Here is a 16216-nt window from a genome sequence, read left to right as displayed (position 1 = left end):
ATGCGTTCATGGCGACGTGCATTAGGAACGGTCCGTAAGCGACGTGGGGCGAGGGCGTCCACGACGCGCCGCCGCGCGACAACCTTGATGGTGTCACTGGCCTTGGCGCTCGGCACGGTCGCCGGGCCCGCAACGGCCCCGGGCTCCGCGGTCGAACCCTCCCCCCATGTGCGCCACCCACGCCACCTCCTTCGCCAGCGACGGCGAGGCGGGAGCGCCCATGACGGCGCGTCTGGGTTGCGCCAAGGACGCGGGGGGTCTCCGCTCGCTCGCGGCGAGCGACAACGACCTGATCATGGTCTTCGACTTCCCGATTGCCGAGCGCCGTGAGCAAGTGCGCACCCTCATACGGGGGTTGGTCGACGAGACCCGTGCCGACCAGGACGCGGGCATGACCCTGGGTACTTCGCTGACCAGGCGCGTCCGGCAGCACAGCGTCGGGATCTATCCGCCGCAGGAGGGAAGTGCCGACTTCCAGGGGACAGTGCACGCCGTCGACGACAGCCTCGTGATGATCATCCCCATGGACGTCGTCGTCGGGTTCGAGGAGAGCAGGTTTCAGAAGTTCATCGCCAGCGGCGTCGGGACCGGGGTGGGGATCCTGGTCGGGGCCGGATGTCTGGTCAGTTTCGGCCCCGGCGCGCCCGCCGCCGCTCCCGTGTGCGGCGCCATCTCGGCCGGTCTCGGCGCCCTCACCACCGAAGTGCTCAACGCCCACTTCGACGGCAAGTCTCTCGGCGACGCCGACGTCTGGGCCGATGCGGTGGCCGCGTCGGTGTGGCCGACGGTCGCCGGCGCTTTCGGCGGGGCGTTGCTGAACTGGGTCGCAGCCAGCGGCCCCGCTGCCATCACCGAGATGCAGACGATCCTGCTCAACTTCGGGACGAAGCTCAAATTCCTCGGCAACCCGATGACCTACATGTCCGGTGCGCTGGGCTCGATGGCGCCGAAGCTGTACGCGGCGTTCCTGCGGCAGTCGCGAGGTATCGGCGGCACCGGTGCGCCCCTGCGGGTGCTGGCGGTGGGGGACTCCATGACCCAGGGAATGGAGGGGGACTTCACCTGGCGGTACCGGCTGTGGGAGTGGTTCAAGGACCAGCACGTCGCGGTCGACTTCGTCGGCCCCTACCAGGGGACGAAACAGCCTGACACTCCGACCGGCCCGCCGGCCCCTCCCCCGCTTCAGGGGGAGATCGAGAGTCCCTCTGCCACGCCCCCGCCCGTCTCGGGCGCGTACGCCCAGGGCATCCCCGCGGGCTTCGACAGCGACCACTTCGCCGTGTGGGGCCGCCAGGCCGCCCAGGACAAGGACCTGATCGGGCCGGTGGTCGCGGAGTACAAGCCCGACCTGGTCCTCTTCGGTATCGGGTTCAACGACATGGGATGGCTCGTCAGCGACGCGACAGGCACGTTGGACAGCATGAAGACCCTCGTCGACAGGGCCCGCGCCGCCAAGGGAGACATCCGGTTCGCCGTGGCGAACGTTCCCATGCGGCCTCTCATCGACGGCCGGCAGGACCTGATCGTCAAGACCAGGCAGTACAACACGATGCTCCGTGATGCGATCCCGTCCTGGAGCACCCTCGCCTCCCCGGTGAAACTGGTCGACTGGGAGGCGGCGTACAGCTGCGACACGAACTCCTGCCCCGCCGGATACGACGACCTGCATCCCAATGCCCTGGGGGAGTTCCAGATCGCGTCCGCCTTCGCACGCACCCTCCACGACGACTACGGCATGGGTCAGTTCGTGCCCGGCATCCCCACCACGATCCCCCGGCGGCCGATCTTCCCGGTGAACAGCGTCGTGGCCGAGGCCGTCCCGAGCGGCGTGAAGGTGACCTGGTCACCGGTGTTCGGTGCGCGCGGCTACACGGTCCGGTACCGGCTTGCCGGCGCTGCCGACTGGAACCAGACCCATGTGTCGACCAACCGCTACGACACCACCTGGACGGAGGACGGCTGGACCTGGGAATACCAGGTCAACACCGACAACGGCACCGACGGCGTGTCCGTATGGTCCGGGACGGTCTCCGCGACCGCGCATCCGGCGACCGCCGCCCCGCCCACCAACGTCTCCACCCGTCCTGCCTCCGACGGGCTCGACGTGTACTGGGATGCGCCGACCGGCCCGCACACGGACAGCATCGACCGGTACGAGATCATCACCTGGGACAAGGACGTGCCGGGCTCCTACATCAGCAGCACCGCGGTCAAGGGCGTATCAGCGCAAATCGACGGCCTTGTACCGGGCCACCACTATCTCGTGGCGGTGGTGACCTGGAACGAGGCGGGCGGCGGTATGCCCGTCGTGGCCAGGTCCGTGACGGTAGGCGCGGGTGTGCCCCCCATCCCGGCAGACGTGAAGATCCAGTCTCTCGACGCCACGACCGTCCGCCTCACCTGGCAGGGGTCCGCCCAGGCGGCCGGATACCGGGTGTGGGTACGGAACGCCACCGAGGGCGGCCCGTTCACGGCGGACCGATCCACGACCGACACCACCTCGCATGAAGTCGCCTTCCTGTTCCCGGGCAACTGGAACTTCGAATTCTGCGTCTCCGCGTTCAACGGCGCGCTGGAGTCGCACCGGTCCGGCTGCGTTCGGGTCCCGCTCCCGCCCCCGTCTGCCGGCCTCGCCGGGCGATCCTCGGCAGATGTCGGCCGCTCACCGGAACCTGCGGCGCAATCCCCCTTGAGGGAAGCCCGTTTCGCCGATCGCGGACGAGACCTGGTCGCAGCCGCCCCCGGCCGCTGAAGCCGAAGCCCACCCGCCCTGGCGTGCCTGCAGCCCAACCCGGTGCCGCAGGCACGCCTGCGGCACCGGACGCCCATGGGCCGATCGTCAAGGAACGGCCCCTGCCGACAGCGGCGTGGGCGGCGCGCGCCTTGCTCTGGAGCGTCTGGCCACGAGGCCGGGGCCCAACGAGCGGTGCTGTCGCCTTGTTCGGCGTTTCCCTCGGACCAGGCTCCGGTTGCTCCGGCGGCAGCAACGGCCGGGCTGCCGGACGATCGGCCGGACAAGTCCCAGCGGCGCGTCCTCGCCCCCGGCCGCACCGCGTTCCCGCCCGGCCCGCCCGGCCCGTCCGCGCACTGCCCGGCGCCTTCAGGACGGGAACGCCCGTGGCACAGGCCGGTCGAGTCGGCTGCGATCAACCCCGGCTACGACGCAGTGCGCGTCATCAGGCGCCTGCGTGGACGTGTGCGGCCCACACCGACGGCAGATTCGGATACTTCCTCCTGAGCCGCCTGACTGTGCGATGGACCGCCGCCGACGCGCACAGCGCACCGGATCGATCCGCGATCAACTCGCCGTAGATCTGCTGACTGAAGGCCGGCGCCACGACGTCGTCGACGCGCCAGAGCGTGCCGATCACCTGGGAGAACCCGGCTATCTGAAAGGCCGCCAACGGGTGGATCGCCTCGTCGGACAGGCGCGCGGTGGTGCGGGCCGTGTCGCAGGCCGACAGGAACGCGAACGTGGCATTCCCCAGGCGCAGCCGGGAAAGGTCCAGCACCCGGAACGGCGCGCGGTCGTGGTCGTGCAGTGCGAGGTGGCTGTCCGAAGGGTTGTCCGGGTCGCTGTATCCGTGGCAGGCGAAGTGCGCCCAGCCACTGGCCGGCAAGGCGTCGAGAACGGCGTCACGAGTCGCGTCCGCGCCGATCAGGACCGTGGCGCCGGGTACGAGAGCGGCCAGGTGGTCGGCTTCGGCCTGTGCGCCGGGCAGGTCCGGGGCGTCCGGAGTGTGCGGCATCGCGACCACCAGCAGCCGCGGTTCGCTCCGGTCGTCGCGGCGGCCCGCGCGGGCGTGGCCCAGTGCGCGGATCGTCGGTGTCGTCGAGGAGACGACGCGGTCGAGGAGCACGGGCCCGCCGTCGCGGTGGTGGCCCGCGGCGTGCAGGGGGAGCAGACTGAGCGGCCCGACCGGGGCCCACCAGATCCTCGGCCACGGGCCATCCGCCGCCGGTTCCGCTGTCAGCCCCAGTTCGGCGAGCACAGGGCCCACGACGGTGTCCCACAGCCATTCGAGCGTGTCATGGATGGCCTGCTCGGCGACCATCCGCCCCTCCGTGAACGCGGTGTGCAGAGCGCGTACGCGGTGACTCACGGTCTCCTCGCTGAGCCGGTCCAGCGCGCGTGACCGGACCCCGTCCGGAGTGATGATCAGCGCGTCACACCGGTGGTGGCTGACGTTGACGTACACGATCGGGCCCTCGTGTGCCTGGGCGGTGAGGTCGGTGAGCAGCGGGGGCCGGAGGAACCGCTCCATCCCGGGCAGCGCGCGGATCCGTTCGGTCACCGCGTCGAGCTCGTCGGCGAGGGCCACGCGGTCGCTCGTGGTGTCGGTTTCGAACTCCGCGGTAAGCGTCCGGAAGCGTTCGGCCAGCTCGGGCGCCCGCTCGTGCAGGTCGGAAAGATCGCCGCGGCTGTCGAGCGCCTGGGCGGCGAGCACGCAGCGTCCGGATTCGAGCAGGGTCACCGCGCTCACCGCGTCGCCGGCGGCCAGTGCACACGCGGCCGCGTCGGCGGCGACCCCGGCGAACCGGCCGAGCCAGTACTGGGCGTCCTCGCGGCCCAGGCGGCGTCCGGCGAGCCGGGGCAGCAGCCGGACCGCGGCGGCGTACCCCTCGGCGGCCACGTCGAACCGGCCGGCCTCGGCGGCCAGACCGCCCCACCGGTCCGCCGCTTCCGCCCGGCTGTCCGTCGGCGATCCGGCAGACTCCGCGGCCTCCCGGTAGCAGCCGAGTGCCTCGGTCAGCGCGTCGCCGTCGCCCAGGTGTCGGAAGCCGAGCGCCAGGACGTTGGCGACGCGGGTCAGTAAATCCGCCCGTGAATAGGCGTCCGGATCGGGCCTTCGAGCCGCACTCCGGGCCAGGTCGACCGCCTCGGCGAGGAGGTGCGGATCCGAGGGCTCCGGTCGCGCGGCGGCTGCGGCGGGGTTGGTGCACCAGTCGGCGAGCGCGGCGGCCAGGCTTGCGGTGTACCCGGGCCAGTGCGGGCTGTCCTGCGGAGTCGCGGCCACGGACGCGCGACGCGCGGCGATGGCGTCCCGCAACGCGTTCCGGTCGCCGAACTTCTCGTACGCCGTCCCCAGCACGCCGCCGAGATTGGCGAGCCGCACGGCACGGCCGGGGTCGTCGTCCGCCGTCACGTCCGTGGCCGCGCGGTGCGCGGCGATCGCCTCGTCGAGCACGCTCGCCTCCCCCGTCCTGGTGAACCAGTCGGACAGCATGGCGCCGAGGTTGGAAAGCCGCTGGGCCTGATCGACAACCAGGCTCGCGCCGAGGCGGACGGACTCCCGCGCACGGTCCACCGCCTCCGACAACACGTGCAGCTCACCGGTCGCCCGGAACCGGTTGTGCAGCACGACCGCGAGGATCGCCAGCGAACGTGGGTGGTCGCCCTGCCCGGCCGTGGCCTCAGCCGCACGGCGGGCGACGTCGATCGCGTCCATGACATGAGCCAGGTCCCCGGTCGCATGGAACAACGCGTTCAGATTGACGGCGAGGTTGCCCATGAACTGGATCCGCAGCGGATGGCCCGCCGACGTGCACGCGACCGCCTCCCGCTCGATGCTGACGGCCTCCGCGAGCGCGGCGTGGTCCCCGAACTCTTCACCCCGGGTGGCCAGCGCGGAGGCGAAGTGGTCCAGCCGGACGCCCCGACGGGGGTGCCCGACGGGGGTCGCCGCCGCCGCCGAACGCCCGAGCTCGATCGCCCGGTCGAGCAGGGCCGAGTCCCGGGTCTGCTTGAACTCGGCGGCGTACCGGCCGCACACTTCGGCTTCGGTATCGGCGCGTTCCCAGCCACGGTCCGATTCCGGGCGCTCGCCGGTGAGCGCGGCCCAGTCTCGTTCCGTGGTCGTCAGCTCGACGAGGTTCTGCGAGTGCCGTGGATCGGTGACCGGGGTGTGGGCCACCAGCGTCTGCCGGACCCGAAGCAGTTCGGCCAGATCATCCCGCGCTCCGCGAGCCCGGTAGCGGTCGTCGAGAAGGTAGGCGAGGCTCTTCAACCGGTCGCGTACGTCGGACGATCCGGCCGGCGTGAGCTCCACCGCCCGCCGTGCGGCGTCGACGGCTTCCTCCACGACACCGGTCTCCCCCGTCTCATGGAACCAGTCGCGCAGGACGACGGCGAGGAAGTGCAGACTCCTGGCCGTGGACACGTCATCGGGGGAGCATGCGACGGCGGCCCGCGCGTGCTCGGCGGCTTCCGCCAGGGGGGCGAGGTCTTCCGTCACGGTGAACGCCGTCCGCAGCGCGACGACGAGGTTGCCCAGGTAGAACGCCTTCTTCGTGGACGGTTCCTCGTCGACGGCCGCCCGGCTCCAGTCCAGCGCGTCGGCCAGGGTTCCGCGGTCCTGGTTCTGCCGGAACGCGGTGTGCAGCAGCATGCCGAGGTTGTTGGCGTAGCTCGCCGAGTCCTCCGGGCTTCCGTACGCCAGGAAGTAGGCCTCCGTGACTGCCTGGACGGCTTCCTGCAGGAACGCGAAGTCGCCGGTCTGGTGGTAGCGGGTCTGCAGCAGGCCTCCGAGATTCGACAGGACCGAACGGCGCTCGGTCACGTCCTCGGTGGCCAGCAGGGCATGGCCGAGGTCGATCGCCTTCTCGACCGACGCGGGGTCCGCGCTGTGCCGGGCCACGTGGAACGCCTCCCAGAACCGCTCGGCCAGGCCGTCCGTGGACCCCCCACCCACGAGTCAGTCCTCGTTGGCGTTCGAGGTGCCGGCCGGGCCGCCGGGCGCCTCGTCCGGTTCGGCGACCGTGCGTTTCGGGGTGTAGCCGCGCTCCGTGGCCTCCTCAAGCAGCGCCGCCTCTTCGGGCGAGAGCTCGGGTTCGTGCGCCATTATCGCTCCTCCCCCGGCACGGCCGCCGGTTCTCCGGGTTCGACGAACTCCAGCACGTCGAAGTCTTCTGCCCGCAGCAGCAGGCCCGCTGTCCCCTGCACGCGCGCGCCGAGCGACCCGTCGGCGCCCATCATGCGCGCCGATTCCAGGTACAGCTCGGCCGGGTGGGGGTACGAGGAGGCGTACGACCGGTCGCCGTACCAGCCGCCCGCCCAGTTGCCGTCCTTGAGCCGCACGCGCACGAAGCACGGTTCGCGGTCGCGGAACGCGTGGTCCCAGGCGCTGGGCGTGCGCAGGAACCGGGCCTTGCGCCGCCGCCGATCCACCAGGGAAACAGTGGCCGCCGCCACGGCCGGCACGACGAGGAACAGCACCACGGCGACGAAGCCGACCACTCGCGGCCGCTCCACGAAGCCGTCCCAGCCGCCGCCGGTGCCTCGAGCCAGGCGAACCAGCGCCGGCCCCGCCACCACGGCGTACAGGGCGTCCAGCGCGATCGACGCGACGATCGCCCGCAGCACCCGCTCACCCAGATCACGCTCACCTGGCACCGGCCCACGGCGGCGTTCCCGGACGAACTGATAGGTGACCCCGGGCAGCACCAGTAGGACGAGCAGAACGAGCTGCACGACCGTCGCAGGCGCCTGCACTCGCCACCCCTCCCCATGTCTCACGAACTCGTTCGATCAGGCTACTGGCTTGCACCTCCGAGCGCTAACGACTGTACGAGTCAGGGCAGTTGGGGCGGCCACTCAAGAGGGCCGTACCTCGCAGTACGTGTGCCGTGACGTAGCCGAGCCGCTCGTGAGAGCGGGCCGTGTTGACGTGGCTGTCGATCTGCTCGTGCCGCGTCTCGTGGGGTGGTGGATCCGATCGGTGCTGGTGGAGGTCACCGAAGGGCAGGGCCGCGACGAGCAGGTGCTGCAGCTGATCGCCCCATACGCTGAGACCGGGCGGTGGGCCCTCGCGAAGGCCCCCTTGGGATTCCAGCGACGAGGGGGCGCTGGAGCTCCAGGCCCGGTTGCTGGAACGCATGGGCCGCATCGGCGAGGCGGTCCAGGACGGACTTGCCCGGCCCACATCAGGAGTGGGACGAGGGTGCGGGCGATGTGGCGGGGACGCGGTGTCACGGCTGGTCGATCTGTGCGGCGGCCTCCTCCAGGTCGGCGACGGTCCCCGCCATGATGGTCCGTACGTGCCTGGTGATGTGCCGCACGGGCCAGTCCCACCAGGCGACGGCGAGGAGCCGGGCGATGTCCGCGGCGTCGTAGCGGGTGCGGATGAGCCGGGCGGGGTTGCCGCCGGCGATGCCGTAGTCGGGGACGTCGGCGGTGACCACGGCGCCGGCGGCGATGATCGCGCCGTGCCCGATGCGTACACCGGGCATGACCGTGGCGCCGTGGCCGAACCACACGTCGTTGCCGACGACCGTGTCGCCCCGACCGGGCAGGTCGGTGAGCAGGTCGAAGTGCTCCGCCCAGGAGCCTCCCATGGTGGGGAACGGGAAGGTGGACGGGCCGTCCATACGGTGGTTGGCACCGTTCATGAGGAACCGGGTGCCCGTCCCCAGCGCGCAGTACTTGCCGATGACGAGCCGCTCGGGCCCGTAGTGGTAGAGGACGTTGCGCGTCTCGAACGCGGTCGGGTCGTCGGGATCGTCGTAGTAGGAGAAGTCACCGACCTCGATCAGCGGCGATTTCACCAGCGGCTTGAGCAGAACCACGCGCGGGTGCTCGGGCATCGGGTGGAGCACGGTGGGGTCGGCGGGAACGGGCGGCATCGTGGAAGCAGTTCCTCTCGAGTGGATCCAGGACGTCGTCCTGGGTGATGGCTGGTGTCCCGCAGGAGGAGCTTCCTGTGGAACTCCTCCCAGCCGAGGCGCTTGTCGTGGTCAACGGCTCTTCGCGGAAGCCCCGTTCGGCGTGGTGACCGCATCAGGATCGTCGGAACGTTGCGTCACCGCGGAGCCTGGCGAGGGTTGGGACCTCGCCAGCCACAGGCCGGTGAACACGGCGGTGGCCAGAGTGATGACGCCGGCCGCGACGAAGGCGCTGTCGAGGCCGGCCTCGAACGAGGCTCCGTCGGCTTGCCGGGTGCGCACGACGGCTCCGAGCACCGCCACGCCGAGCACCGCACCGATCTGCCGAGTGGTGCTGCTGATGCCTGACGCGAGGCCGCCCTCCTCCGGGTCGACCGCTTGGATCGCGGCTCCCGTCAGCGGGGACAGGGTCAGAGCGAAACCGCAGCCGACGGCTCCCAGCCGCCACCACACGTTCTCGTAACCGGTGTCGGCGTGCACCATGCCCAGCGCCACGAGCCCTCCTCCGGCCAGGGCCAGGCCGGTGGTGACCACGCCTCGGAAGCCGTACCGGGCGGCGAGCCGGCCCGCGTACGGGCTGACGATCACCATCGCGAGGGATACCGGCAGGGTCTGCAGGCCGGCGCTCAGGATCGAACTGCCCTGGACGTACACGAAGAACTGGGAGAAGAAGAACGACGAGCCCATGAGTGCGAACCCGACCACGACCATGGCGGTGTTGGACACGGCGAACAGCCGTTGCCGGAACAGCCGCAGCGGCAGCATGGGTGTGGAGCGGCGTGCTTCGACGGAGAGGAAGGCGGCGAAGAGGATTGCCGCGGCGGTGAAGCTGCCCAGGATGACCGGTGAGGTCCAGCCGCGGGCACCACCCTCGATCAGACCGTAGGTCAGTACCCCCACCGCCAGAACGGACAGCACCGTACCGGGAACGTCGATCGCGGATGCGCTCGGATTGCGGGACTCGGCGAGGTGGCGCCGGCCGACCAGCAGCAGGACCACTCCGATGGGCAGGTTGACCAGGAAGATGGCAGACCAGCCGAAGGCATCCGTCAGAACGCCACCGGCAACGGGGCCCGCGGCCAGACCGATTCCGCTGAATCCGGCCCACAGCCCGATCACCTTGATCCGTTCCTGCGGCACGGGATGGGCGGCGACGAGCAGGGCGAGCGAGGCAGGGCTCAGCGCCGCTGCCCCGATGCCCTGCAGCACCCGGCCGGCGACCAGCCAGCCGAGTGAGGGCGCGAGGCTGCACAGGAGCGACGCGGCGGTGAACACCACCACACCGGTCAAGTACACCCGCTTGCGGCCGAACCGGTCGGCGAAGACACCGCCGGACAGCAGCAGCATGGCGACCAGCAGCACGTACGCGTCGACGATCCATTGCAGACCGGTCAGCTGTGTGTGGAGCCGGTGCTGCATATCGGGCAGCGCCGCTCCGACGATCGTGTTGTCGAGCAGAACCATGAACTGGCCCAGACAGGTCACCGCGAGCGGTACGGCCCGGTTCCGGCGACTGGCTACGGCCGCATGCGATGCGGTCATGGGTCCCCCCTCGATTGTCGGTTGCGCTGGGCACGGTCGACGCGGTCGACGATCCACCCTGGATCACTAACGCAGACGCTGACTGCTTTAGCGACTGTAGAGAGGCTCGACATGCAAACGCAAGTGGTTACTGCGTTAAGGTGGGGGCATGAATGAGGGACAGCGAGTCCGGCGGCCCGGCGGACGCAGCGCCCGCGTCGTCGCGCAGGTGCACCAGGCCGTCACCGACCTGATCCTTGAGCGCGGCTACGGCCACTTCACCGTCGGCGAGGTCGCGGCCCGCGCGGGTGTGGCCGACAGCAGCATCTACCGCCGGTGGGGCAGCCTGGAAACACTGCTCACCGACGTGGCGCTCACCCGTCTCAACGCCCAGTCGCCGATGCCCGACACCGGGAGCCTGGCCGGCGACCTGCGCACGTACGCGGCCCAAGTGGCCCGCGAGATCACGGGATCCGACGGTCCGGCTGTGCTGCACCTGGCCGTCGCCCTGTCGAGCAGAGGTCAGCAGGGCCTGCAGGCCGGCGCCGACCTGCGCGCCGAACGCACCCGGCAACTGCAGTCCATGCTCGATCGCGCCCGCGACCGCGGTGAATCCGCACCCGACGCGCTCGACGTGCTGGACCACATCCTGGCCCCGATGTACATCCGCGTCCTGTTCGGCATGGTCCCGCTCACCCCGGACTACGTCGACGGGCTGGTGGACCGCTTGCTGTGACCTCGACCCGGTCCCCGGGAACAGCCCTCGGACGCGCCGGCGGGGATCCGCACGATGCTCGCCGGAACGCGCCCGGTCGCTCGGCCTCGCACCCTCGGCCGGCTTACGCCACCTGGCGGCCCCGTCGAGGTCGGCGGGACGTCGCCGTGGATCGCCGTTGCCGGGCCAGCCGGTATCCGCCCCGGTCTCCTGCCCCTGGCCCAGGGCAAGGTAGGGCCGCGCGTCCACTGCCGGCCGATTCCGGCGACGTGCTGCCAGGCGACATGCTGCGGGGTCGCACTCCGAGACGTACGCCGGAGATCCTGCCGCCCCCGGCCGGCGGCACGGGTGCGGCTCGAGTGATCATTGTCTGGATTCCTGGGCCATCATGGGCTGGTGGCTGGTGACGACAGGCGGCATTCGGGCAGTAAGCAGGGCCAGAGGGCGCTCTACCGGGCTGAGGTCGAGCGTGTGCTGGCCGAAGCGGAACGGCGGGAGCGCGCTGCCCACCATCGCGTCCGTTTCTGGTCCCTCATGGATGTCGCGCTCGGTTTCCCCGCTGCGGTGCTCGCCGCGCTTTCCGGCGCTGCTGGGTTGTCATCGCCAGATGCCCGTGTTCCAGCGGCACTGCTGGCCCTCGTGGCCGCAGGGTTCGCAGCAGGGGCGGGCTTTCTTCGCAGTGACGTAAGACGCGCCGAGAACCGGCGCAGCCGACTGGCGTGGGCCGAGGTCGAAGCGGGAGCGCGATGGCTCCTCGTCCACGAGGAGCAGATGCGCAACGAAGCGGGGTCAGAAGCGCTCCGTAGCCTGCTCGCGTGCCGAACGAAGGCCATCGCGACCCACGCAGGAGCCGCCGAGGGCGGCACGCGGTCGTGATGCCCACCAAGATGGCCGAACCGGCGGCGACCAGGGCGATCCCACTCACTCATGCAGGGAGCCTCACCTGGGGATGACGGCGTCCTCGGACGACATCCACTTCTGAGGACAGTCGGCGAGACGGGCTCTTCGCGGGCGAGGACAAGGTCGTCCGCCGGGTCGCTGCAGCCCCGGGCACAGGCCAGGACCACCAAGGCCCTGCACGACCGCCGCGAGGCGGAGGGCTCCCCGTACGGGTCGGGATAGGGCCGGACCATCGGGGTAGCCGAACCACATGGGTACCACCACGGAAACCACGCCGCTGCGCGCCGTCGCACTGGTCTGTACGCTCTCGCCCTCGCCGAAGCCGTCCAGCTCGCAGTTGCTCGCCGAGCAGACCATGGCCGCCCTCGCCGACCACGGTGTCACCGGGAAAGTGATCCGCATCGCCGATCACGACGTCGAACCCGGCGTCGAGGTCGACATGGGAGGCGGCGACGCCTGGCCGGAGATCCGCGACACGATCCTGGGCTGCGACATTCTGGTCCTGTCCACGCCCATCTGGCTGGGCCACCCCTCCAGCATCGCCCAGCGGGTCCTGGAACGTCTCAACGCCGAACTGGGCGAGAGCGACGAGGAGGGCCGCATGCTCACCTACGGCAAGGCCGCAGCCGTGTGCGTGGTCGGCAACGAGGACGGCGCCCACCACGTCAGTGCCGAACTCTTCCAGGGCCTCAACGACGTCGGCTTCTCCCTGGCCCCGAACGCGGTGACCTACTGGGTCGGCGAAGCCATGCAGGGCACCGACTACCAGGACCTCGACAAGGCCCCCGAACAGACGGCGGCCACGACCAGGACCCTGGCCGCCAACACCGCGCACCTGGCGCGTCGCCTCAAGGGTGCCGCCTATCCGCCCTCTGCCTGAGACATCTCCCCCGACCGTGCCGGAAGGAACCCGCGATGCCCTCCCACGACCGCCCCCGCCTCACCGATCCGGTGGGGATGCACCCCCGGCCCCCGTTTCCCGAGCAGGATCAGGACCACCCCGGCTCGACCGAGGCCATGGATCCCCGCCCCGACCACGGCGAGGACACGTACGAAGGCCACGGGCTGCTGCGCGGCCGCAAGGCGCTGGTCACCGGAGGGGACTCCGGGATCGGCCGGGCCGTCTGCCTGGCCTTCGCACGGGAGGGCGCCGACGTCGTCTTCACCTACCTGCCCGAGGAGGGCGACGAAGCCGACGAGACCGCCCGCCTGATCCGCGGCGCGGGCCGCACGGCGGTCGCCGTCGCCTGCGACATCCGGCACGAAGACGAGTGCACCGCCCTCGTCGACAAGACGGTGGGCGAGCTGGCCGGCATCGACCTTCTCGTCAACAACGCCGCCTACCAGATGGCCCAGCCGGACGGGATCGAGGCGATCACCACCGAGCAGTTCGACCGCGTGATGAAGACCAATCTGTACGGCATGTTCTGGCTCACCAAGGCCGCACTGGCCCACATGCCGCGCGGCGCCTCGGTGATCAACACCGCCTCCGTGCAGGGCTACCAGCCCAGCCCGCACCTCCTCGACTACGCCATGACCAAGTCCGCGATCATCTCCTTCACCCACAACCTCGCTCAGATGCTCGCCGAGCGCGGTATCCGGGCCAACGCCGTTGCGCCGGGTCCGGTCTGGACTCCCCTGATCCCGGCGACGATGCCCGACCCGACGACGTTCGGCGAGCAGTCCCCTCTGGGCAGGCCCGCGCAACCGGTGGAGATGGCACCCGCCTTCGTATTCCTCGCCTCCGACCAGGCCTCCTACATCACCGGAGAGATCGTCAACGCCACCGGCGGAACCCCTCTGCCATGACCCCGGACGAGGCTCTGCGCCGAATCGCCTTCCTCCTCGAATGGCGTGGGGCGTCCCCGTACCGGGTGCGAGCCTTCCACACGGCGGCCGACGCCGTCCGTGACCTGCCACCGGGCCCGGTGGACGCGGCCCGAGCCATTCACCTCCGCGGGGTGGGCCCGGTCACCGCCGACGTGATCTCCCAGGCGTCGACCGGCGCGGTACCGGACTACCTGGCCCGTCTGCAGGACGAGACCGGCCCGGACGCCCGGGCCGGCTGGGACCTCGCGGCCGCGAGCACCGGCGACTGCCACCTGCACTCCGACTGGTCCGACGGCGGCAGCCCGATCGAGGACATGGCCGACGCGGCCCGCGCCCTGGGCCACCAGTGGGCGGTTCTGACCGATCACTCACCACGGCTCACGATCGCCCACGGACTGAGCCCAGAGCGGCTGAGGAGCCAACTGGAGGCCGTGGCCGCCGTGAACTCCAGAATCGGCCCGGACTGTCGGCTGCTCACCGGCATCGAGTGCGACATCCTCGACGACGGCTCCCTCGACCAGGACGACGACCTCCTCGGCCGACTCGACCTCGTCGTGGCTTCCGTGCATTCCAAGCTCCGCTCGGAACGCGGCCCGATGACCGCCCGCATGCTGGCAGCGGTGCGCAACCCCCGTGTCGACGTCCTGGGGCACTGCACGGGAAGGATCATCACCGGCCGTGGGCGCCCCCAGTCCCGCTTCGACGCCGAAGCCGTGTTCGCCGCGTGTGCGGAGGCCGGCACCGCGGTGGAGATCAACTGCCGGCCCGAACGGCGAGACCCCCCGGACGACCTGCTCGCCCTGGCCGCCGCAGCGGGCTGCCTCTTCGCCGTGGACACCGACGCCCACGCCCCCGAACAGCTGCGCTGGCAGAGCACGGGGTACGCACGCGCGGCCCGGATCGGCCTGGGAGCAGACCGGCTGATCACTACCTGGCCGCTCCGACGCCTCCTGGCGGCCAGGAGCGACCGGCAGTGAAACACGCTCCTTCTGCTCCGCGCGCCGTCCCGGCTCGTGGCCGCCGGCTCCTCCGAGCGGGTGAGACTCCCGGTGCGGCCGGGCGCCTCCGGGCCGTACGGGGAACCGATCGGGGCGGGTCGGACCGGCCCCACCACCGCACGAAAACGCATGGAGGAAACATGGGACACGGCGGAAACGTGATCGACGAGCTGATGGCCGACCATCGGGAGGTGGAGGAGATGTTCGCCCGGATCCAGGCCATGACCAGTGCCGGGCAGGAGCTCCGCGATCTCATCGACGAGCTCACCATCGAGCTGGTTCGGCACTCGGTCGCCGAGGAGCAGTACCTCTATCCGGCGGTGCGCGAGCACGTGGAGGGCGGCGGGCCGATGGCGGACAAGGAGATCGAGGACCACGGGCGCGTGGAGAAGATGCTCAAGCGGCTGGAGAAGATGAGTACCGACGACGCACAGATGAGCCCGCTCCTGCAGCAGCTCATGGGCGAGGTCGCCGCCCATGTCCAGGACGAGGAGAGCAACCTGTTCCCGATGCTGAAGCGAGCCTGCACTCCGCAGCAGCTGGACGATCTCGGTGACAAGATCCGTCGCGCCAAGTCCATGGCGCCCACGCGGCCGCACCCGGCCGCACCGAGCAGCCCCACGGCCAGCAAGCTCCTCGCACCGGGCGCCGGTCTGGTGGACCGGGCCCGCGACTTCGTGACGGGCCGCGGCAAGTCCTGACCCCGTCCGGAGCGGCGGGCCGCAGGTACGCGTGCGGGGCGCCGGACCGCAGGGTACGCGTGCGGGGCGCCGGACCGCAGGGTACGCGTGCGGGCCCGCCGCCCTGGATGGACGGTGACGTGCGTCATGCCGCACGCCTGCCGCTCCGGGCTACGCTGGCCGGCCACCAGCGGAGCGGCGCAGCTTCGCGCCGCAGCTCGCAGGCCCGGGTATCGGGCCGGGGCGAGCACGCCCCCGAGGAAGCCGCCGTGACCGCCGATCTCGCACCCGTCATAGCCGCCGGCACCCGCTGGCTGCTGACCGCCTTCCCACCCGCCCCGGGCGCATTCAGCCGGGCTCTGGCCGAGGCCCAGGCCCAGCAGGCCGTCACCCTCGCCACCGCCCTGCGGTTCCCGACGGCGATCGATGCCGAGATCCTGCACCTCCTCGGCCCCGGCGGAAGCGCGCGGCTCGACTGGCTCACCGGCGCCGATCACGGCGACGACGCCGACGACGCCTGGCGCACCTGGGTGGACGAGACCGTCGTCAGCTGGGCCGCCTGCCTCCTCGCCGCCCCCGCACTCGCCGTCGGCGCCCACCACTTCGCCGACCGCGGCCAGTCCGGCGAGCTCACGCGCCTCACCAGCCCCAGCGACCACGAACACGACGCCGCGCCCCTGCTGCGCCACCCCGACCTGCTCGAACCCATCGCCGCCCTCCATCGGGCACCGCTGCTGGACCTGCTGGACAACCGGTCCGCAGCCTTGGAATAGGGCGCACACGGCGACACCGGAGACTGCACGACGGCCAAGCAGACCGGCTCGACGTTCACGTCCCGCGTGATCAGGCGCCTGTGGGCGGGTCGGCCCCGCAGCCGTCCGGGTCCGGTGCGTGCACCAGATCGCTGCGAC

At 71.1% G+C, this 16216-nt stretch carries 13 protein-coding genes; 8 read left to right on the top strand and 5 right to left on the bottom strand.

The window, feature by feature from the left end:
- Window positions 1-166 precede the first annotated feature (166 nt).
- On the top strand, window positions 167-2752 hold the full coding sequence (locus IF00_RS0113830) for a fibronectin type III domain-containing protein (RefSeq protein WP_030317856.1): 2586 nt from the start codon (window positions 167-169) through the stop codon (window positions 2750-2752).
- A 424-nt stretch (window positions 2753-3176) separates the two neighbouring features.
- On the opposite strand, the gene IF00_RS0113825 is transcribed toward IF00_RS0113830, so the two are convergent.
- The 5 genes from IF00_RS0113825 to IF00_RS0113805 form a co-directional block, all read right to left on the bottom strand.
- Window positions 3177-6692 (bottom strand): CHAT domain-containing protein, encoded by a 3516-nt coding sequence (locus tag IF00_RS0113825; protein ID WP_030317853.1) that lies wholly within the window; start codon window positions 6690-6692, stop codon window positions 3177-3179.
- A 3-nt stretch (window positions 6693-6695) separates the two neighbouring features.
- Window positions 6696-6842: a hypothetical protein gene (locus tag IF00_RS46110; protein WP_167346859.1), complete on the bottom strand. Its 147-nt coding sequence runs from the start codon at window positions 6840-6842 to the stop codon at window positions 6696-6698.
- On the bottom strand, window positions 6842-7471 hold the full coding sequence (locus IF00_RS0113815; RefSeq protein WP_245234522.1) for a DUF6338 family protein: 630 nt from the start codon (window positions 7469-7471) through the stop codon (window positions 6842-6844). The genes IF00_RS46110 and IF00_RS0113815 overlap by 1 nt, the downstream gene beginning before the upstream one ends.
- Window positions 7472-7968: 497 nt before the next feature.
- Window positions 7969-8622 carry a CatB-related O-acetyltransferase gene (locus IF00_RS0113810; RefSeq protein ID WP_030317850.1) on the bottom strand — a complete coding sequence of 218 codons (654 nt, stop codon included), beginning with the start codon at window positions 8620-8622 and terminating at the stop codon, window positions 7969-7971.
- 111 nt (window positions 8623-8733) lie between these two features.
- Window positions 8734-10203 carry an MFS transporter gene (locus tag IF00_RS0113805; protein WP_030317848.1) on the bottom strand — a complete coding sequence of 490 codons (1470 nt, stop codon included), beginning with the start codon at window positions 10201-10203 and terminating at the stop codon, window positions 8734-8736.
- Between the two features lie 148 nt (window positions 10204-10351).
- Between IF00_RS0113805 and IF00_RS0113800 the strand changes: the two genes are divergently transcribed.
- The 7 genes from IF00_RS0113800 (at window position 10352) to IF00_RS0113770 (ending at window position 16078) form a co-directional block, all read left to right on the top strand.
- Window positions 10352-10918: a TetR/AcrR family transcriptional regulator gene (locus tag IF00_RS0113800; protein ID WP_030317846.1), complete on the top strand. Its 567-nt coding sequence runs from the start codon at window positions 10352-10354 to the stop codon at window positions 10916-10918.
- Window positions 10919-11293: 375 nt separating this feature from the next.
- On the top strand, window positions 11294-11773 hold the full coding sequence (locus IF00_RS43715; RefSeq protein WP_245234521.1) for a hypothetical protein: 480 nt from the start codon (window positions 11294-11296) through the stop codon (window positions 11771-11773).
- Between the two features lie 274 nt (window positions 11774-12047).
- Window positions 12048-12677: a flavodoxin family protein gene (locus IF00_RS0113790; RefSeq protein WP_030317845.1), complete on the top strand. Its 630-nt coding sequence runs from the start codon at window positions 12048-12050 to the stop codon at window positions 12675-12677.
- 35 nt (window positions 12678-12712) lie between these two features.
- Window positions 12713-13606, top strand: coding sequence for an SDR family oxidoreductase (locus IF00_RS0113785; protein WP_030317841.1), 894 nt, complete (start codon window positions 12713-12715; stop codon window positions 13604-13606).
- Complete coding sequence (locus tag IF00_RS0113780; protein ID WP_030317837.1) at window positions 13603-14604, top strand: PHP domain-containing protein; 1002 nt, start codon at window positions 13603-13605, stop codon at window positions 14602-14604. Before IF00_RS0113785 ends, IF00_RS0113780 begins: the two co-directional genes overlap by 4 nt.
- Window positions 14605-14765: 161 nt before the next feature.
- Complete coding sequence (locus IF00_RS0113775; protein WP_030317835.1) at window positions 14766-15326, top strand: hemerythrin domain-containing protein; 561 nt, start codon at window positions 14766-14768, stop codon at window positions 15324-15326.
- Between the two features lie 248 nt (window positions 15327-15574).
- Window positions 15575-16078, top strand: a complete 504-nt coding sequence (locus IF00_RS0113770) for a hypothetical protein (protein WP_030317834.1) — start codon at window positions 15575-15577, stop codon at window positions 16076-16078.
- Window positions 16079-16216: the final 138 nt, after the last annotated feature.

The organism is Streptomyces flavochromogenes (assembly GCF_000717595.1).
In the GTDB taxonomy this organism is placed as follows: Bacteria; Actinomycetota; Actinomycetes; order Streptomycetales; family Streptomycetaceae; genus Streptomyces; species Streptomyces flavochromogenes.
The sequence above is the reverse complement of the archived record's forward strand: the minus strand, read 5'-3'. Positions and strand labels throughout refer to the sequence as shown.